Source organism: Stenotrophomonas maltophilia, from assembly GCF_013464485.1.
In the GTDB taxonomy this organism is placed as follows: domain Bacteria; phylum Pseudomonadota; class Gammaproteobacteria; order Xanthomonadales; family Xanthomonadaceae; genus Stenotrophomonas; species Stenotrophomonas maltophilia_AW.
In genome coordinates this window covers 17947-37387 of the sequence record NZ_RAUX01000042.1, presented here as the reverse complement: position 1 = coordinate 37387, position 19441 = coordinate 17947, and the positions used below count along the sequence as shown (strand labels likewise).

Genomic DNA, 19441 nt, shown 5'->3' with positions numbered 1-19441 from the left:
GGGCATGGCCGGCGCTGCCGTCATCGTTGATGGCCTAGAATGCAGGCATGACCACGCTGTTCATTTCCGACCTGCACCTGGACCCCAGCCGTCCAGAGATCACCGACCTGTTCCTGCGCTTCCTGCGTGAGCAGGCACCCGGCGCCGATGCGCTGTACATCCTCGGCGACCTGTTCGAAGCCTGGATCGGCGACGACACCCCCTCGCCCGCCGCCGATGCGGTGGCCGATGCACTGAAGGTACTGTCCGACAGCGGCGTGCCGGTGTACTTCATCCGCGGCAACCGCGACTTCCTGCTCGGCGAGGACTACGCGCGCCGCGCCGGCCTGCGCATCCTGCCCGACCCCTGCATGATCGAGCTGTATGGTCGCCCCGTGCTGCTGCAGCACGGTGACCTGTTGTGCACCGACGACATTCCCTACCAGCAGTTCCGCGCACAGACGCGTGACCCGGCGTTCCAGGCCCAGTTCCTGTCGCAGCCACTGGCCGCGCGCATCGCGTTTGCGCAGAAGGCACGTGAAGCGAGCCAGGCACGCCAGTCGGAAATGAAGCAGGGCGACCGGGCACAGTTCGAGACCGTCACCGACGTGGCCCCGGCCGAAGTCGATGCCACCTTCGTGCGTCACGGCGTGGACACCATGATCCATGGCCACACCCATCGTCCGGCCGTGCACACACTGCAGGCCGGCGGTCGTCCCTGTACCCGCATCGTGCTGGGTGACTGGTACGAACAGGGGTCGGTACTGCGCGTGGACGCCAGCGGCTGGTCGCTGGATACCCTCGCCCGCGAATGACCGATCGCAGGGTCCAACCAAGGTTGGCATCTACCTGGGGAGGTGCACGCCCCAGGTAGACGCCGACCCTGGTCGGCGCCTGGCCTCAGCGGAACGCCGCGATCGTGTGCTTCGTGTTGACCAGCACGCGCTGGTTGTCGGCGGTACTGGCATTGCCCATCGGGATGCCGTTGTAGCTGATGTTCGGATTGGACCAGTAGTTCAGGCGCGGGCAGCTGCGGGTGCAGTTGTAGGCCATGATCGTGCGCCAACCGGTACCGCTGGACGGTTCATAGCGGTAGCCGTGGCCATACGCATACGGCGATGTGCTCGGGTCGGTGGCGATGTCATGCCGCGCACTCTGCAGGTGACCGATCTCGTGTGCGAACGAGTAATAGCCGGTCGCGCAGTCCCAGTACACCGCCGCGAACGCGGTCGAGGCCGTCGAGCCGATGCCCGATGCCAGGCCGCAGTACGCGGCGTTGTTGATCAACAGCACGCCGACGTCGGCGGCGGTGTTGTTGCGGCTGGTATGGATGCTGTCCATGTAGCCGTCGCTGGTGTTGCGGAACCGGGTCAGATCCGTGGTGAAGTTGCCGGATTCGGTGTAGCTGGTGGTCTCGTACCCGGCCAGCTGCAGGGTGAGGCCGACATTGCTGTTGGTGTAGCCCTGGTTGGATTCCGCCACCGCCAACTGCACCAGCGACTGCATGTTGCCGCCATAGGCCGTGACGGCAGCATTGGTCGCCACGACCAGCACGCGGATGGTGGCCGGCGTACCGGATGAGGCCTGCGCGGTTCCGATGCGATCGTTGTCGCCCATCGGGATCTTTGGCAACTGGTTGTAATCGGCCGGGTGATCGGCCGGCATCCGCGATTCATCGACCTCGACCAGCACGTGGCGGTTGCCCAGCGGGCGCAGGCGATACAGCTTGCCGTCCTTGCGGATCGAACCGGTGATGGTTGCGCCCGAACGCACCAGGATCACCGAATTGCCCGGATCGCCCTGGCCCTGGGCGGCAGTGGCGGTCAGCTTGTCAGACGGCGAGCGGAACTGGCCGTACCAGATGCTGCCGCCATCGGGCAGCGCCTCGACCTTGCTGCGCACGGCCTGCACGCGCTGACCAAGCAGTTCAAATTCCAGCTGCGGCTGCGCGGTGGCAGCGGCATCGACACGCACTTCCTGCACCGTCGCAGTGGACGGGGTTGCCAGCAGCTTGCCCAACGCGGGCTCACTGTTGGCCGATGCCCGGCTGATGACCGTTACAGGTTGGAACAGCGGTGCCGCATGCGCGGCCGCTGCCACCGACAAACCCAACACCAGGCCACCTGCCGCTTTGCCAATCGATCTGGACAACATTGCGTCGCTCCTTGAATGATGTGAACAGCGTTGATGCAGCACGCCCGGGTCTGCCGGGTTTGGCCATATGGCCTGCGCGGGTCGTGTGAATTCAATAGAAGATGGAAATGAAAATCAGGAACTGTGATCGAACGCATCTGCGTTAAGTAAGGTCAAAAGCGTCACTACACGTCGCCAATACACCGCTTTCGCGCTACCGTGACACAGCCACGACGGGGAATGCACATGGCACCATCGCAGGACACGGACGAAGATGTCGGCTTGCTGCGGATCGGCCTGTTCTTCGATGGCACCCGCAACAACGCCCACAACCTTGCGCGCGGTCGCCCACAGGATCCACAGCCGCGCCCGGCCCAGCTGCGTGCGGATGACGATTCGACCTATCAGAGCCGGTTGACCAGCAGTTACGACAACGGGCTGACCAACATCGCCCGCCTGCAGCAGCTGTACCCGGACAGCCGCCGCGATGCGACGGCCACGCCCTCGCTATCGATCTATGTTGAAGGCGTCGGTACCCGCGATGATGCCGACGATGACCTGATCGGGCTGGCCTTCGGCATCGGCGCCAGCGGCGTGCATGCGAAGGTGCAACGCGCGCTGCAGGTGCTTCTGCCAGCTGCACTGGCGGAACTGTCCGCGCACTGGCGGCAACCACTGCGCCGCGTGCAGCTGGATGTGTTCGGCTATTCGCGTGGCGCCGCTGCGGCACGTGATATCGCCAACCAGCTGCAGGCCTGGAGCGGCGCGCGCTGGCGCCAGTTGCTGCAGGCATCGGGTCTCGGGTTTACCACGGACTTCGCGCCCGTCACGCAGGCCCTGCGCTTCATCGGCTTGTTCGACACCGTGGTCGCGGTCAATGGTGGCCGCGCCGATGAGCAACCACAGCTCGCCCTGCGAAGCGGTATCGCTGCACACGTTGTGCAGCTCACGGCCCGTGACGAACATCGCCAGCACTATCCTCTGACCAGTGTGGCACCGCCGTTCACCGAGATCGTCCTGCCAGGCGTGCACGCCAACATCGGTGGCGGCTACAACCAGTTGGAAGAAGGCCCCAAGCTGCTCAGCCGCCCGCGCCGACAGCTGTTGCGCCGCCCGTCTGTTGCCGACTACCAGGTTCCACCGCTGGCGCTGCTGCAGTCCACCACCGCCTACGCCGAGACACAGGCCGATGCCGAACGCTGGCGGCAGCAGCTTGGCGCGAGCGGGAAAGAAATCTGGGTTGACGTCTGGCACCAATGGCAGCAGCAGCGACGTGCCGGCAGCCGAAGCGTGCTGCTGTCACCGGTGCTGTATGTCACCGCTGCGGTGGTGCTGCGCCGACGCATCGACTGGCGCTATCAGCTGATCGCACTGCAGGTGATGCAGCAGCATGCGATCGATGCTGGCGTGCGATGGCGGGCCAACGCCGCCGACATGCCGGATTGGGAACTGCCCTCCGCCCTGCAACCGATCGCCCGGCGCCTGGTCTCTGGGCAGGCGCTGACCCAGACACAGGAGGCGCTGCTGCGGCGGCGTTACCTGATGCAGTCCGCGCATTGGAATTTCGATGCACTGGGAGATACCGCGCTGACCTACGCCGCCGATGCCGGCGTCAGCGAACTGCCCTACCGTCCAGGGCCGGGATTGTTCTACATCAACCGGCCCACCGTGGACGGCAAGCGCGTGGTGCTGCCGAACGCGTGAAAAAGGGGACGGAGGGGATTAAGTCGTTTGTGGCACAAACGACTTAATCCCCTCCGTCCCCTTTTTCAGCCGGCCTGCTCGACCAGGTTGGCCAGCTCATCCGCGTCGAACCCGGCCAGCAGGCGCGCTTCCATGTTGAACGGTCCGTGCAGGTAGCCGCCGGCATATTCCACCAGCAGCTGCTTGAAGCGTGCGCGCGGCTCGACACCGGCGCGATCGCAGTACCAGCGGTACCAGCGCGAACCGGCAGCAACGTGCGCCACTTCCTCGCGCAGGATCACTTCCAGCACATCCGCAGTTTCGCCATCGCCAACATTGCGCAGCTTTTCGATCATGCCCGGGGTCACGTCCAGGCCACGCGCTTCAAGCACGCGCGGGACCAGTGCCATGCGCGCGAGGCCATCATGCGCGGTCTTCTCGCACATCTCCCACAGGCCATTGTGGGCGGGGAAGTCGGCGTAGTCGTGACCGTGCACGCGCAGCCGCTCGCGCAGCAGCATGAAGTGCCGGGACTCGTCGTCGGCACAGCTGACCCAGTCGGCATGGAACGCCGGCGGCAATCCGCGGAAGCGGTACACCGCATCCCAGGCCAGGTCGATCGCGTTGAGCTCGATATGGGCGATGGCATGGATGAAGGCGGCCCGCCCTTCCACACCGCCCAGCCCGCGCCGCGGCACTTCGCGTGGGTGCACCAGCATCAGCTGCGCCGGACGGCCAGGCATGCGGATCGGCTCCGGGCCAGGCGCTTCGGCCGCCACCTTCAAGCGGCCGGCACGGAACGCGGCGGCGTAGGCCTGGGTCAGCGCAACCTTGCGCAGTGGATCGGCTTCGGCCAGGCACTGCTGCGCAGCACGCAGCAGATCGCCTCCAACGTCGGGCACCTCAACCACGCCTGATCCTCAGGCGCGGCGCTTGTGCTTGGCATCGTCCGAACGCAGCTGCTGGATGCGCTCGAAGTAGCCCGGTTCGATGCCGGTCGGATAGTGACCGTTGAAGCAGGACGAGTCGAAGCCGCGGAGTGCCGGGTTGCCCTCGCTCACTGCCGCTTCCATGTCTTCCAGGTCCTGGTAGATCAGCCAGTCGCAGCCCAGGTGGGCTTCGATCTCTTCCACGGTACGGTTGTGCGCGACCAGCTCTTCGGCAGCCGGCATGTCGATGCCGTAGATGTTCGGATAGCGCACCGGCGGCGCGGCGCTGGCCAGGTAGACCTTGCGTGCGCCCGCATCACGCGCCATCTGCACGATCTGCTGGCTGGTGGTGCCACGTACGATCGAGTCGTCCACCAGCAGCACCACGCGGTTGCGGAACTCCAGGTGGATCGGGTTGAGCTTGCGACGCACCGACTTCACGCGTTCGCCCTGTCCCGGCATGATGAAGGTGCGGCCGATGTAGCGGTTCTTGATGAAGCCCTCGCGGTACTTCACCCCGAGCACGTTGGAGATCTCCAGCGCGGCATCGCGCGAGGTGTCCGGGATCGGGATGATGGTGTCGATGTCGTGGTCCGGGCGCAGGCGCAGGATCTTCTCGCCCAGCTTGATGCCCATGCGCATGCGCGCCTTGTGCACCGAGACGTTGTCGATCATCGAATCCGGACGCGCGAAGTACACGTACTCGAAGATGCACGGGGTGTGCTCGGCGGGTTCGGCGCAGATCTCGGAGAACAGTTCGCCGCGCGCGGTGATCACCAGCGCTTCGCCCGGCTGCACGTCACGCACGCGCTGGAAGCCCAGCACGTCCAGCGCGGCCGACTCGGAGGCCACGATGTACTCGTCCCCTTCGGCATGGCTGCGCTTGCCCAGCACCAGCGGACGGATGCCGTGCGGGTCGCGGAAGGCGACCAGGCCCAGGCCCAGCACCACGCTGACCACCGCATAGCCGCCCTTGCAGCGGCGGTGCACGCCGGCCACCGCACGGATGGCCGCTTCCGGGCTGAGCTGGCGCTGCTGCTCCAGTTCGTAGGCGAACACGTTCAGCAGCACTTCGCTGTCCGAATCGGTGTTGACGTTGCGGCGGTCCTGCTCGAACACCTGCTGGCGCAGCGCCTCGGTGTTGATCAGGTTGCCGTTGTGCGCCAGCGCAATGCCATATGGCGAGTTGACGTAGAACGGCTGCGCCTCGTCCATGCCTTCCGAACCCGCGGTCGGATAACGCACATGGGCGATGCCGACGCTGCCTTCCAGAGTGGACATGGTGCGGGCATCGAACACATCGCGGACCAGGCCGGTGGCCTTCTGCACGCGCAGGCGGCTGCCGTTGGCGGTGGCGATGCCCGCCGCGTCCTGGCCACGGTGCTGGAGGACGGTCAAGCCGTCATACAACTGCCCGGCGACGTTCTGGTTGCCGACGATTCCGACGATGCCACACATGGTGCGATGTCTCCGCTGGGCTGTGCCCAGTTACAGGGAAGGTGGCCGTCTCTGGCCGTGGATTCCGTCCGCGGCTGGCGCGGGCCGGGCCGGACGCACAGGCGCCGGCTCGATGTTGCTGGGCAGTGTGGAGGCCCGTTCGGGCTCCTGCTCCATCTCCACGGGCCGCGGCCATCCGCCGCCCGCCACTACCTGGTTGAGGACACCATTATCGCCTGTCGCCGCCGGCTTGCCCAACACCTGCTGCGAAGATGGGGTGATCTCGTCCAGAGGCAAGGGCAGGCGCTCGGGCAGCAGGGCCTCCAGAGGCAGCGCCTGCGGCAGCACGTTGTCCAGGTGCGGCAGCTGGGCCTGCATCCACGACACCGCCGGCTGCAGCAGCGGCCGCAGCTGCGACTGCTGCCAGGCCGGTTCTCCCGGCAGCGCGGTGAACCCGGCCAGCAGCAGCAGGATGCAGGCGAAGAACACCCCGCGCACCAGGCCCAGGGTGCCGCCCAACAGCCGGTCGACGCCGCCCAGCAGGGTGAGCTTGATCGCAGCTTTCAGCAGAAGCCCGGCCAACCCGACCACCACGACGGTCAGAACGAAGACGCCGAGATATCCGGCCAGGTAATGGCCGGTGCCGGGCGGCTGCGGTGCGGCCCACCAGTGCGAGGCCTCGTTACCGAAGGTGAAGGCCATCCAGCCGGCCAGCAGCCACGACACCAGGGCAACCACCGTTCCCACGAAGCCACGGATGAAACCGAACAGCACGGAGGCGCCGATCAGCACGCCCAGCACGATGTCGATCACGCGGCCCGCTCCTGCCAATGAATGCGGCGGGCAACACGTCGGATCACGGGTGCGGTCGGACCATGCCGGCCACGCCGACCTTGGCGGCAACCTGCGCCTTCAGCTGCTCGGCATCGGCGCGGTTGGCCACCGGCCCGACGCGGACGCGATGCAGGGTGCCCTTGTCGGTGCGCACCTGCTCGACGAATGCGCTGAAACCGGCAGCACGGACCTTGTCGCGCAGGGCGTTGGCATCGTTGGACTGACCGAACGCACCCAGCTGCACAGCGAAGCCGACACCACTGGCGGCCGGCGTGGCCGGAGCCGTCGCAGGCTTGTTGGCGGCAGCGTCCGGCTTCGGCGCTTCGGGCTTCGGTGCCGGCTTCGGCGGCTCCGGCTTGGTGGCCGGGGTGGTCGTTGCGGTCGGGGTACTTGGCGGCAGGCTTTCACTGCGCACCGGGTTGCCGCTGGCCGACGGTGCGGTAGCAGCGGAAGGGGTGCTGGCGCTCGGCGTGGCCGGCGCAGGGGTGGCCGTGACCGGAGCGCTACTGCCGGTTGCCGCATCCAGAGTGATGACTTCTGCCTTCACATCGGCACGGATCTTCACCGCCTGCAGGCGGGCTGCCTCGGCCTGGGCACGGTCGGCATACGGCCCGACGCGCACCCGCCAAGCCTGGCGGCCGTTGATGGTGGTCGTTTCGGCGAAGCCCGGCAGCTGCGAGCGTTTCAGGTAAGCAATCACCGCATCAGCGTCGGCCTTGCTGCCGTAGGCCCCGAAGGTGACCGCAAAGTTGCCGGCGGCGACTGCTGGCGAGGTGTCCACGGTTGGCGGGGTGGCGGGCGAGGCCGCCTCCTGCAGCGGCCTGGCCTGGCCGGTCTGCAGGCCGGTGGCACCGCCGGCCGGGGCAACCAGCGGCAGCTCACGGGTTTCGAACTGGCCGTCGGCCGGCGCGTCCGGCGCAGCGATCGGCACATTGGCGACGCCGCTGTCCGGTGCGGGTCCCTTGACCAGCATCGGCAGGAAGATCACGGCCAGTGCCACCAGCACGATGGCACCAATCAGACGCTGTTTCAGAGGCGTATCCACGTGAGGCAGGCAACTGTCCGGAGATTGCCGTCGATTATACGGGTGCCGGACCGGCCGGCGTCGGCGTTGGCTGAACGCGGATCAGGCGTCACCCTGAAGCCATTGCAGGGCCGCAGCGGCAGTGTGGAAGGAGCCGAACACCAGGACGCGGTCACCGCGCTCGGCCTGGGCCAGTACGTGCGCCAGCGCTTGGCCGACGCTGTCGGCCAGCCGCGCCGTGGCAGCCGCCGTATCCGCCAGGCGCGCCTGCAACTGGGCGGCACTCTGCCCGCGCGGGCCGTCCAGCCCGGCCAGGGTCCACTCGCCCACCACGTCCTCCAGCGCCTGCACCACGCCCGCTGCGTCCTTGTCCTGCAGCGCGGCGTACACCGCCAGGGTGCGCCCGGTCACCACTTCGGACTGCAGCGTGCGCGCCAGCTGACCGGCGGCCTGCGGGTTATGACCGACATCGACGTGGACCTGCACGCCATCGCGTTCGAACGCCTGCATGCGACCGGCGATGCGCGCCGCCGCGATACCGGCGGCCCAGGCAGCACGCGGCACCGGCTTGTCCAGCGCACGCAGCGCCGCGATGGCGGCACCGGCGTTGGCCAGCTGGATCGGGCCAGCCAGTACCGGCGTCGGCAGCTCCATGCGCAGGCCGACATCGCGCCAGCGCCAGCGCTGCGCATCGATCGGCTCGTAGAAATAATCGCTGCCGCCACGGATCGCATTGGCCCCCACCAGATAAGCGCGACGCAGCACGCTCGACGGTGGGTCGGTCTCGCCCAGGATCACCGGCTTCCAGCCGCGGATGATGCCGGCCTTCTCGGTGCCGATCGCCTCGCGGTCCTCGCCCAGCCACTCGGCATGGTCGATATCCACCGTCGTGATCACAGCCACATCGGCATCGATGATGTTGACCGCATCGAGGCGGCCGCCCAGGCCCACTTCCAGAACCGCCAGGTCCAGTCCTGCGTCGGCGAACAGCTGCAGCGCGGCCAGGGTGCCGTACTCGAAATAGGTCAGCGTGGTCTCGCCACGCGCCGCCTCGATGGCATTGAACGCAGCAACCAGCGCGGCATCGTCCACGTCCTGGCCGTCAATGCGCACGCGCTCGTTGTAGCGCAGCAGGTGCGGCGAGGTGTAAGCGCCCACCTTCCAGCCGGCGGCCCGCGCGATGGCCTCGATGAAGGCCACGGTTGAGCCCTTGCCATTGGTGCCACCGACCACGATGGTGCGCTTGGCCGGCGTGCCCAGTCCCATCGCCGTGGCCACGGCACGCACGCGCTCCAGGCCCATGTCGATGGTCGCCGGGTGCTGGCGTTCAATGTAGTCCAGCCAGTCGGCCAGGGTGGTCGGGGTGTTCGTCACGGCAGCGGTTCCAGCAGAAGCAGTTGATGCGGGGGATGGATCAGAGGGCGCGATGCTTGGCTTCGCCGAAGAACGGCGTGTGGTGGGCGCAGTCGTTCAGGCGCACCACTTCCAGGCTGTCCAGGTCGGGACCTTCAAGCAGGTTGAGCGTGGTCGGTGCCTGGCGGAAGGTCCACAGACGGGAAATCGGCAGGCCCAGCACCTTGCACAGGATCACGCGGTTGACCGCATCGTGCGCAACCACCAGCAGGGTGTCGTGTTCGCCAAGGCCTTCGGTGGCACGCGCCAGCCCACGCCAGCTGCGTTCCAGCACCAGGCGCAGCGATTCACCGCCGGGCATCAGCACGGTATCGGGTTCCTCGCGCCAGGCCTGCAGGCGCGACGGATCCTTTTCGTTGATTTCGCTGGCCAGCAGACCTTCCCACTCACCGTGGGCGATTTCCTGCAGCTCCGGCTCGGTCAGCAGCATGTCGGCACGGGCGGCGCCGAGTGCCAGCTGCGCAGTGCGCTGTGCGCGCGACAGCGGCGAAGCGACGGCACGGGTGATGTCGACCGAGGCCAGGCGGGCACCCAGTGCCTGGGCCTGGGCTTCACCGATCGGCGAAAGCGGGATGTCGATCTGGCCCTGGTAGCGGCCTTCGGCGTTCCACGGCGTTTCGCCGTGACGGGCAAGCAGGATGCGCATGCGAACAAGGGGTCCTGGGGGGAGGAGGTTTCCGCGTTTCGTTCACATCCTGTGAAGTACGCGGAACAGGGATGATACCTGTTCGGCGCACCGGGCCGGGCCGGGCATGAAAAAACCCCGCGACGTAGGTCGCGGGGTTTTGGAACTCCGGCTATCGGGTCGAGGTTGCCGGCCAGCGGCCGGCACTACCGCAACCGGTTTACTTCGCCAGGTTCAGTTCCTTCAGCAGCTCCGGGGCCGGCGCCACTTCCTGCATGATCCACTGCATGTAGCGGCTGTCGACCGAGATCATGCGGGTCATCACCGGGTCGAACACCCAGTTGGAGCTGACCGATTCCCAGTTGCCGTCAAAGGCCAGGCCGACCAGCTTGCCGTTGGCGTCCAGCACCGGCGAACCCGAGTTGCCACCGGTGATGTCCAGGTTGGACAGGAAGTTCACCGGCACCGAGCCGATGCGCTTGTCTTCCAGGCCACCGTAGCGCTTGGCCTTGACCGCATCGAGCAGGGCCTTGGGCGCATCGAACGGATCGACGCCGGTGTCCTTGGCGACGATGCCTTCCAGCGTGGTGAACGGGGTGTAGGCCACGCCGTCCTTGGGCTCATAGCCCATCACGTTGCCGAAGGTGATGCGCAGCGACAGGTTGGCATCCGGATACACGAACTCGCCCTGGCTCTTCTTGTAGTCGGCCAGTGCCTGCAGGTACAGCGGGCGCGCGGTCAGCGATTCGCCTTCGCGGATCTTCTTCTGCTCTTCCTGCTTCAGCAGCGACGGCATGATCGCCACCGCGTACTGGATGGCCGGATCGCTGCTGGCTTCGAACGCGGCGCGGTCGGCCTTGAACCACTTCAGGCGCGCGTCCAGGCTGCCCAGCTCGGTGCCCGACAGCTTGGTGACCAGCGCCTTGACCGCGTTGGCATCGCTGCCGCCCAGCCAGGTGTTCAGCACGTCGTTGTTGCGCTGCGCGGCCGGCAGGGCCACGTACTGGTCCAGCCAGTAGGCCTGCAGCTGCTGGTCCATCTTCGCCACATAGCGGCGATCCATCTGCTTCAGGCCACCTTCCAGGGTCGGCAGATCGCGCTGCTGGTAGCCGGCCTCGCGCTCGGCGTCCGGCTTGGCACGCTCGATCGACAGGCGGTACAGGCCGATGGCGGCGTTGACTGCCGAGGTGCTGTTGAACTGGCCGACGAACAGGTCGCGCTCGCGGGTGGCCTTGCTGGCGTCCAGGTGCTTGATCAGCTGCGCGTGTGCGGCCAGGGCCGGCTTGCCGGCGGCACCCTGCTTCTTCAGCCAGGCCAGCACGGCCGCTTCTTCAGCCTGCTTCTGGCCGCCAGCGTCGATGCGCTTGAAGCCTTCCAGCTGGCCGGCATAGTTCTTGGCCACGTTGTTCATGCTGGCCGCAGTGGCGGCGTACTTCACCTTCACGTCGGCGTCGGCCTTGCCGGCCTCGTCGATCATCTTCAGCACCGCGTTGTAGTGCTTGGCGATGGTCGGGTAGGTCCAACTGGCGGTTTCGTTGAACTCGCCGGCCAGCGCGTAGCGGTTGGTGCGCCCCGGATAGCCAGCCACCATTACGAAGTCGCCGGCGCCCAGCGGCTGGTCGGTGAACTTCAGGAAGTGCTTGGGCTGGTACGGCACATTATCGGCCGAGAACGCCGCCGGCTTGCCATCCTTGCCGACGTAGGCGCGGTAGAACGAGAAGTCACCGGTGTGGCGCGGCCACATCCAGTTGTCGACGTCGCCGCCGTACTTGCCGACGCTGCCCGGAGGCGCGTAGACCAGGCGCACGTCCCTGATTTCCATGTTGCGGAACAGACGGTAGGTGTTGCCGCCGGAGAAGGTGTACAGGCGGCAGCGGAAGCCTTCTTCGGCTTCGCAGGCGGCGACCTGGGCCTTGTCGAAGGCGTCCAGCGCGCGGCTGCGGGCCAACGGGTCGTTGCCGGCGGCAGCAATGGCGGCCTTGGCCTGCGCGGTGACGTCGGTGATCTGGTCGAGCACATAGACGCGGGCGTTCGGGCCGGCGCTCAGTTCATCACTGTGCTTCGGGGCGTTGAAGCCGTCCTTGATCAGGTTCTTCTGCGCGGTCGAATTCAGCTGGATGGCGCCGTAGGCGCAGTGGTGATTGGTCACCACCAGGCCCTGCGGCGAAACGAAGCTGGCGGTGCAGCCGCCAAGGGCGACAACCGCGCCCATCGGGTCGCCGGTCAGGTTGGACAGCTGCTCCGGGGACAGCTTCAGGCCGGCCTTCTGCAGCGGGCCGGCGATTTCCGGCAGCTGCTGCGGTACCCACATGCCTTCTGCGGCATGGGCGACCTGGGCCAGCCCGAGGCTGGCGACGATGGAGAATGCAAGCAGGTTCGAGCGCATGGAGCGGCCCCTGGTAGTGGAACCTACGATTGTAGCCCGCCGCCCTGCCCCGCCCCGAACCCCGGAAGTCATGCAATCAGGTGCTTCCACCGTTCAGCATCTCCATTGCGATCGGTCAGAGACGAGAGGCCAGGCCGATGCAGGACACGCCGTAAACCCATCCATGGGGGCTCGGTCGCGCCATCCATGGCGCTCACGGTCCTGCATCGGCCTGGCCTCTCGCCTCCCCACAGTCCCCTGGCCTCGGACGGTAGCGCCGAGCCATGCCCGGCGAGCGAAGCGACGCCGCTGTTCGCAGCACGTTCGAAACGCCCGCCGGTGCACGCCTTTCGTTCCACCACTGCACCCGCAGCGCAACATAGGAAATCCGCGCCGCACCCTATAATCCGCGCTTTCCCCCTGATGAGTTCCACCCCGATGGCGCAGCAAACGATGAAGGCCCTGGTCAAGCGCGAAGCGGCCAAGGGCATCTGGCTGGAAGAAGTTCCGGTTCCGACCCCGGGCCCGAACGAGGTCCTGATCAAGCTGGAGAAGACCGCGATCTGCGGTACCGACCTGCACATCTACCTGTGGGACGAGTGGAGCCAGCGCACCATCAAGCCGGGCCTGACCATCGGCCACGAATTCGTCGGTCGCGTCGCCGCACTCGGCTCGGCCGTGACCGGCTATGAGATCGGCCAGCGCGTCTCGGCCGAAGGCCACATCGTCTGCGGCCACTGCCGCAACTGCCGTGGCGGTCGCCCGCACCTGTGCCCGAACACCGTCGGCATCGGCGTCAACGTCAACGGCGCCTTCGCCGAGTACATGGTGATGCCGGCCAGCAACCTGTGGCCGATCCCGGACCAGATTCCGTCGGAGCTGGCTGCGTTCTTCGACCCCTACGGCAACGCCGCGCACTGTGCGCTGGAGTTCAACGTGATTGGCGAGGACGTGCTGATCACCGGTGCCGGCCCGATCGGCATCATCGCCGCCGGCATCTGCAAGCACATCGGCGCGCGCAACGTGGTGGTCACCGACGTCAACGACTTCCGCCTGAAGCTGGCTGCCGACATGGGTGCCACCCGCGTGGTCAACGTCGCCAACCAGTCGCTGAAGGACGTGATGAAGGAACTGCACATGGAGGGCTTCGACGTGGGCCTGGAAATGAGCGGCAACCCGCGCGCGTTCAACGACATGCTCGACTGCATGTACCACGGCGGCAAGATCGCCATGCTCGGCATCATGCCCAAGGGCGCCGGCTGCGACTGGGACAAGATCATCTTCAAGGGCCTGACCGTGCAGGGCATCTACGGCCGCAAGATGTACGAGACCTGGTACAAGATGACCCAGCTGGTGCTGTCCGGCTTCCCGCTCGGCAAGGTGATGACCCACCAGCTGCCGATCGACGAGTTCCAGAAGGGCTTCGACCTGATGGAACAAGGCAAGGCCGGCAAGGTGGTGCTCAGCTGGAATTGATTCATCGCCGCGCGCGATGGGTGGGTGGGTGCCGAGCTTGCCCGGCACACCGTGAAATTGAAAAAGGCGCCCGTTGGGCGCCTTTTTCGTAGGGCGTGCCAGGCAAGCCTGGCACCTACCGAAGCAAGGGTTACTTGCCCACGGCCACGCTCAGCATCACCCGGCTGTGCGCCAGCTTGCCCGAATTGTCGCGGCCGTTGCCGTCGGTGCCGTAGTAGCCCAGGCCGACATTGAACAGGCCGAACTGGCGCGCGACGCCGACGTTCCAGTCGGTGTAATCCTTGGCGATGCCATCCTCGAAGGTGCTGCGACCGACGTTGGCGTTCAGAGTGAAGTCCTTCGGCAGGCCCCAGCTGCCGCCCAGGCCGAAGTACCAGCCATCGGTGCTGCTGTTCCATACATCGTTGGTGTAGGCCACCGTCAGCTTGTAGGTGTCATCCAGCGTGGTGGTTGTGATCAGCTCGTTGTAGTTCTGATGGCTGGACTTCAGGTAGGTGTAGCGGTTCAACAGCACGTCGACGTTGACGCGCTCGGTGACGTCCACGCCGTAGCCGATCAGGTAGTCGACCTCGGTCTTCGGGTCACCCGGACCAAAGTCCACGCCGGAGCCCCATACGCCGGCATACAGGCCAACCGGGCTGGTGTAGGTGAATCCGGCCTGCAGGGTCGGATCCTCATCGGTCTGCGACACACCACGGAACAGGTAGTCCGACACGGCGGTGACGTTCCAGCTGTACGGCGATTCGTTGTCCTGGGCACTGGCCGCGAACGGCGCAAGGGTCAGGGCGGCGGCAATGGCGAGGCAGGCACGGGCGTGCTTCATGGGCGTCTCCGGTGGGGGGCGGTGGCGTGGAAGGCGGGATCTGCAGCGGGCGCAGCGACCGGAGCCAGACAGCCCCGGTTCACGAATTTTTAACCCGTTTGCTATTGCGATGCAACATGTGCCGGCCATGGCGGCGCCTCGTCCGGCCCGGTCAGCAACCGTCGGCGCCCGGTAGAATCAGCGGTTTCCCGTGCTGAGCCGTGCCCACGCCATGACCGACACCTCCTCCGCCCTGACCCGCCACTATGCCGAGGAACTGGACGCCATCCGCGCCCAGGGCCTGTTCAAGTCCGAGCGGATCATCACCAGTCCGCAGTCCGCCGAGATCACCCTCGACGATGGCCGCACGGTGCTGAACTTCTGCGCCAACAACTACCTGGGCCTGGCCGACCATCCGGACCTGATCCAGGCCGCCAAGGACGCGCTGGATACCCACGGCTTCGGCATGGCATCGGTGCGCTTCATCTGCGGCACCCAGGACCTGCACAAGCAGCTGGAAAAGCAGATCGCCGACTTCTTCGGCAAGCAGGACACCATCCTCTATGCAGCCTGCTTCGATGCCAACGGCGGCCTGTTCGAGCCGCTGCTCGGCGAGAACGACGCGATCATCTCCGATGCGTTGAACCACGCCTCCATCATCGACGGCGTGCGCCTGTGCAAGGCCAAGCGCTTCCGCTACGCCAACTGCGACATGGCCGACCTGGAAGCACAGCTGCAGGCCGCCGATGCCGCCGGCTGCAAGACCAAGCTGATCACCACCGACGGCGTGTTCTCGATGGACGGTTTCATCGCTCCGCTGGACGAAATCACTGCGCTGGCGAAGAAGTACAACGCGCTGGTGCATATCGACGAATGCCACGCCACCGGCTTCCTTGGCGCCACCGGCCGCGGCTCGGCTGAAGTGAAAGGCGTGCTGGAGAAGATCGACATCATCACCGGCACCCTGGGCAAGGCCATGGGCGGTGCACTGGGCGGTTTCACCTGCGCCAGCGCCGAAGTGATCGAACTGCTGCGCCAGCGTTCGCGCCCGTACCTGTTCTCCAACTCGCTGCCGCCGCACGTGGTGGCCGCCGGCATCAAGGCGTTCGAGATGCTGGCCGCTGCCGACGACCTGCGCGACACCCTGGTGGAGAACACCCGCTACTTCCGCGAGAAGATGGTCGCTGCCGGCTTCGACGTGAAGCCGGGCGTGCACCCGATCAGCCCGGTGATGCTGTACGACGCGCCGCTGGCGCAGAAGTTCGCCGAGCGCCTGCTGGAAGAAGGCATCTACGCGATCGGCTTCTTCTTCCCGGTAGTGCCCAAGGGCCAGGCGCGCATCCGCACCCAGATCAGCGCAGCGCACACCCGCGAGCACCTGGACCGCGCCATCGATGCATTCACCCGCATCGGTGTCGAGCTGGGTGTGATCAAGGGCTGATACCACCGGGCAAAGCGTGCCGACCAAGGTCGGCACCTACCGAAGCATGACGGCGTGCCGACGTAGGTCTGCACCTACCGAGGCGTGATGGTGTGCCGACCATGGTCGGCACCTACCGGCATCACTTCTTTTTCTTCTTGTCCTTGGGCTCATCCTTGCTGGCGACCACCACCGGCTTGGCGGCGGCATCCTGCCCATTGCCCTTGGCCACGCGGATGCCGTTGGCTTTCATCCAGGCATCGAACTGGTCTGCAGTCATCTTCTGGTCGCCGTTGCTCATCAGGAAGCGGTAGCTGCCGCGGCCGTCCAGCTCCGGGGTCTTCACTTCCACCACCGGGGTCTCGGCCGGCGTTTCCGCCTTGGCCACCTTCTTGTGGCCGCCGCAGGCAGCCAACAGCACCATCGGCAGCAGCAGGCCTGCGCAGCGCAGGGTTTGGTTGAGGGTCGGGTGGTACATGGGCAGGCTCCGTTCGGGAAATTCAACAACCAGGCGCCCCCTACGCCTGGAACGGTGGCCGGCAGTTGCCGGCCGCGGGCGATGATCAGCCCGGTGCAACGGCCCCCAGCCGCTGCTGGTCGCTGACCTCCAGCACCCGCCACTGCCCCTTGCCGAGATCGCCGAGCAGCAGCCCACCGATCGCGACCCGGACCAGGCGCAGCACCTGCAGGTCGAAAGCCGCCAACAGGCGGCGGATATGGCGGTTGCGGCCCTCGTCGAGGACCACCTCCAGCCACGCGGTCTTGTCGCCGCTGCGCAGCACACGCACGGCCTGGGCGACGAGGAACTCGCCCTCGTCCTCGACACCGGCGAGCAGTGCAGCCAGGGTGTCTTCGTCGGGCAGGCGGTCCACCTGCACGTGATAGGTCTTTTGCGGACCGGTCACCGGATCGGTCAGGCGTGCGGCCCACTGCGGATCGTTGCTGAACAGCAGCAACCCTTCGCTGGCCTTGTCCAGCCGCCCGACCGGCGCGATCCACGGCAGGCCCGCACCATCGAAGCAGCGGTAGACGGTGTCCCTGCCACGCTCGTCCTGCACGGTGGTCACCACCCCCCGCGGCTTGTTGAGCATCAGGTACAGGCGTTGCGGCGCACCCATCGGCTGGCCGTCGACCTCGATCGGTGGCGACGGCTGGCCAATCGGGAATTCCGGATCACGGATGATGCGCCCGGAAACGCGCACGCGGCCTTCTGCAATCCAGCGTGCGGCTTCGCTGCGCGAGCACACGCCCGCCTTGGACAGCACGCGCGCCAGGCCATGACGGACACCGGCGGCTGCGGCAGCGGGCGTCGCACGCCCACGTGGTGCGTGGGAGCGGGCGGCGGGGGCAGCAGGTGGGCGGCGCGTGCGCAAGCCTCTGCTCCCCGGGGCGCTTACTTCTTGTCTACCGGCTTGGTCTCAGCCGGTGCTTCGGCCGCGGCCGGGGTCGCCGCCGGCGCCGGACGTGCCTTGACCACACGCACGCCACGCGCCTTCATCCAGGCGTCGAACTCTTCGGCGGTCATGCGCTTGCCGTTCTGGCTCATGTCGAAACGCCAGGGCGTGTTGTCGAATTCGGTCTGCGGCTTGTACGCCGCAGGATCGTTCGGCTTCACCGCCGGGGCGCTTGGGATGGCCTTGGCGATGTTCTGGCAGCCATCGATGCGCAGCCGCTGCAGCACCTGGTCCAGCGACTGCGACGGATCGTAGTTGGTGCTCAGCACGCCGGCCGGCATGCCCAGCTGGTTGCCACGGATGTACAGCTCGTCGGCCACCGGCGCGATGGTCGTTGCCGGCAACGGCAGCGGCGATGCGCTGGTGTTGACCGAGCAATCGACCGCAGCGTGGGCGGCGGGAACCAGGGCCAGCGCCAGGAAGGCGGCCGATGCAGTGCGCAGCATGAAGGGCATCCAGGAAAGGAAGTGACGCGGCGAGTTTAGCAATGCCGCGACAGCTTTCAAGCGCCACTTTCAATGAATACGGCAACTCATTGGTTTTATGGACAAAATACCGACGAACGGTCATTCCCGGACCGACAGATGACCGGACGCCAGGCCACAGAAACAACAAGACCCGGCCGAAGCCGGGTCCTGCTGTGTCCTACTGGCAGAGCGTCAGAACTTAGTTCTGGACGTTCAGCTCGGTACGACGGTTCTTGGCGCGACCTTCCGGGTTGTCCGAACCATCCGGGTTGGTGTTCGGAGCAATCGGACGGCTCTCGCCGTAGCCGATCGGACCCACCAGGCGACCGGCGTCAACGCCGTTCTTGGTCAGGTAGTTGTACACGGCGGTGGCGCGACGCTCCGACAGCTTCTGGTTGTAAGCGTCGGTACCCTTCGAGTCGGTGTGACCGGCAACTTCAACGCGCAGATCCGGGTAACGCTTCAGGATCTCGGTGGCTTCGCTCAGGATCGCCACGGCGTCCGGACGCAGGTTCGACTTGTCGAAGTCGAAGTTGACGCCCTTCAGGTCGATGGAGACCGGCACCGGGCAACCGTCCGGACCGATGGTCTGACCCGGCTGCGAGTTCGGGCACTTGTCGTCGCAGTTGTTGACGCCGTCACCGTCGTCATCCAGGTCGGCGCAGCTCGGGGCAACCGGAGCCGGAGCCGGAGCAGCCGCGACCGGAGCCGGGCCCAGCGGGATCACGACACCGACCGAAGCCAGCACGTCGCCGAACCAGTCTTCCTTCGGAGCGGCAACGCTCTTGTCGTCGAAGTCAGCGCGGTAGGCCACTTCGGCGCGGACAGCAACGCGCTTTTCGAAGGTGGTCTGCAGGCCGACGCCCAGCTTGGCGGCAACGTTGCCGTCCTTACGCTCGCGCGGACCATTGGCATTCAGCGCCGGATACTCTTCTTCCGACTTCTGGTAGCCCAGGCCACCGACGATGTACGGGTTCCAGCCGCGGCCTTCCTTGATGAAGTGGCGACGCAGGTCCAGCGAGACGCCGTACTGCGACCAGTTCAGGTCCTTGTTCGAATCGAAGTTCGGGTTCTGATAGTTCAGCTCACCGTCCAGCGACCAGTTCGGGCTGATGAACTTGCCCAGGCCCAGGGTCACGAACGGAGCGTCATTGGTCAGACGGTCGCTGTCCTGGAAGTTGAAGCCGGCCGAACCGGTCAGGTACCAGCGGTCATCGAACTCCTGCGCCGAAGCTGCCTGGGCAAAAGCCAGGCCGCCCAGCAGCGCGGCAGTAAGGATCTTCTTGTTCATTGAGTACAGCTCCTATTTCGGGGGTATGAAACCGGTAGAGGCATGGGCCAGCACAAGTGCGTCGATGTACGACAGCCGATTCAGCACGCCACCGCCGCGAACATTATGC

At 66.3% G+C, this 19441-nt stretch carries 17 protein-coding genes; 4 read left to right on the top strand and 13 right to left on the bottom strand.

The window, feature by feature from the left end:
- Positions 1–47: 47 nt before the first annotated feature.
- The gene (gene lpxH / locus D7Y61_RS17945; RefSeq protein WP_180868251.1) at positions 48–794 is read left to right on the top strand and encodes a UDP-2,3-diacylglucosamine diphosphatase; all 747 of its coding nucleotides are present in this window, start codon (positions 48–50) and stop codon (positions 792–794) included.
- Between the two features lie 85 nt (positions 795–879).
- Here lpxH and D7Y61_RS17940 read toward each other — a convergent pair whose 3' ends face one another.
- Positions 880–2133 (bottom strand): zinc-dependent metalloprotease, encoded by a 1254-nt coding sequence (locus D7Y61_RS17940; protein ID WP_180868249.1) that lies wholly within the window; start codon positions 2131–2133, stop codon positions 880–882.
- A gap of 225 nt (positions 2134–2358) precedes the next feature.
- Between D7Y61_RS17940 and D7Y61_RS17935 the strand changes: the two genes are divergently transcribed.
- Entirely contained in the window at positions 2359–3816 is a 1458-nt protein-coding gene (locus D7Y61_RS17935; protein WP_180868247.1) for a phospholipase effector Tle1 domain-containing protein, read from the top strand.
- A 65-nt stretch (positions 3817–3881) separates the two neighbouring features.
- On the opposite strand, the gene D7Y61_RS17930 is transcribed toward D7Y61_RS17935, so the two are convergent.
- The 7 genes from D7Y61_RS17930 to D7Y61_RS17900 all read right to left on the bottom strand — a co-directional run bounded on the left by D7Y61_RS17930 (position 3882) and on the right by D7Y61_RS17900 (position 12443).
- Complete coding sequence (locus tag D7Y61_RS17930) at positions 3882–4706, bottom strand: DUF455 family protein (RefSeq protein WP_180868246.1); 825 nt, start codon at positions 4704–4706, stop codon at positions 3882–3884.
- Between the two features lie 9 nt (positions 4707–4715).
- Positions 4716–6182 carry an amidophosphoribosyltransferase gene (gene purF / locus D7Y61_RS17925; protein ID WP_180868244.1) on the bottom strand — a complete coding sequence of 489 codons (1467 nt, stop codon included), beginning with the start codon at positions 6180–6182 and terminating at the stop codon, positions 4716–4718.
- A gap of 30 nt (positions 6183–6212) precedes the next feature.
- On the bottom strand, positions 6213–6974 hold the full coding sequence (locus tag D7Y61_RS17920; RefSeq protein WP_180868242.1) for a CvpA family protein: 762 nt from the start codon (positions 6972–6974) through the stop codon (positions 6213–6215).
- A 43-nt stretch (positions 6975–7017) separates the two neighbouring features.
- Positions 7018–8040 (bottom strand): SPOR domain-containing protein, encoded by a 1023-nt coding sequence (locus tag D7Y61_RS17915; RefSeq protein WP_180868240.1) that lies wholly within the window; start codon positions 8038–8040, stop codon positions 7018–7020.
- An 81-nt stretch (positions 8041–8121) separates the two neighbouring features.
- Positions 8122–9393, bottom strand: coding sequence for a bifunctional tetrahydrofolate synthase/dihydrofolate synthase (gene folC, locus D7Y61_RS17910; protein ID WP_180868238.1), 1272 nt, complete (start codon positions 9391–9393; stop codon positions 8122–8124).
- A gap of 40 nt (positions 9394–9433) precedes the next feature.
- Positions 9434–10078, bottom strand: coding sequence for a histidine phosphatase family protein (locus D7Y61_RS17905; RefSeq protein WP_049430321.1), 645 nt, complete (start codon positions 10076–10078; stop codon positions 9434–9436).
- Positions 10079–10277: 199 nt separating this feature from the next.
- Positions 10278–12443, bottom strand: coding sequence for a S46 family peptidase (locus D7Y61_RS17900; protein ID WP_180868236.1), 2166 nt, complete (start codon positions 12441–12443; stop codon positions 10278–10280).
- Positions 12444–12875: 432 nt separating this feature from the next.
- Here D7Y61_RS17900 and tdh point away from each other — a divergent pair, with 432 nt between their 5' ends.
- Positions 12876–13898: an L-threonine 3-dehydrogenase gene (tdh, locus tag D7Y61_RS17895; protein ID WP_180868273.1), complete on the top strand. Its 1023-nt coding sequence runs from the start codon at positions 12876–12878 to the stop codon at positions 13896–13898.
- A 130-nt stretch (positions 13899–14028) separates the two neighbouring features.
- Here tdh and D7Y61_RS17890 read toward each other — a convergent pair whose 3' ends face one another.
- On the bottom strand, positions 14029–14721 hold the full coding sequence (locus D7Y61_RS17890) for a TorF family putative porin (protein WP_180868234.1): 693 nt from the start codon (positions 14719–14721) through the stop codon (positions 14029–14031).
- 211 nt (positions 14722–14932) lie between these two features.
- Here D7Y61_RS17890 and kbl point away from each other — a divergent pair, with 211 nt between their 5' ends.
- Complete coding sequence (kbl, locus tag D7Y61_RS17885; protein WP_180868233.1) at positions 14933–16141, top strand: glycine C-acetyltransferase; 1209 nt, start codon at positions 14933–14935, stop codon at positions 16139–16141.
- Between the two features lie 121 nt (positions 16142–16262).
- Here the strand turns inward: kbl and D7Y61_RS17880 are convergent, their stop codons facing one another.
- The 4 genes from D7Y61_RS17880 to D7Y61_RS17865 all read right to left on the bottom strand — a co-directional run bounded on the left by D7Y61_RS17880 (position 16263) and on the right by D7Y61_RS17865 (position 19332).
- Positions 16263–16598, bottom strand: a complete 336-nt coding sequence (locus D7Y61_RS17880) for a hypothetical protein (protein ID WP_180868231.1) — start codon at positions 16596–16598, stop codon at positions 16263–16265.
- 85 nt (positions 16599–16683) lie between these two features.
- Entirely contained in the window at positions 16684–17493 is an 810-nt protein-coding gene (locus D7Y61_RS17875; RefSeq protein WP_180868230.1) for a pseudouridine synthase, read from the bottom strand.
- A 20-nt stretch (positions 17494–17513) separates the two neighbouring features.
- Entirely contained in the window at positions 17514–18020 is a 507-nt protein-coding gene (locus D7Y61_RS17870; protein ID WP_180868228.1) for a hypothetical protein, read from the bottom strand.
- A 220-nt stretch (positions 18021–18240) separates the two neighbouring features.
- Positions 18241–19332 (bottom strand): OmpA family protein, encoded by a 1092-nt coding sequence (locus D7Y61_RS17865; RefSeq protein WP_180868226.1) that lies wholly within the window; start codon positions 19330–19332, stop codon positions 18241–18243.
- Between the last annotated feature and the right edge of the window lie 109 nt (positions 19333–19441).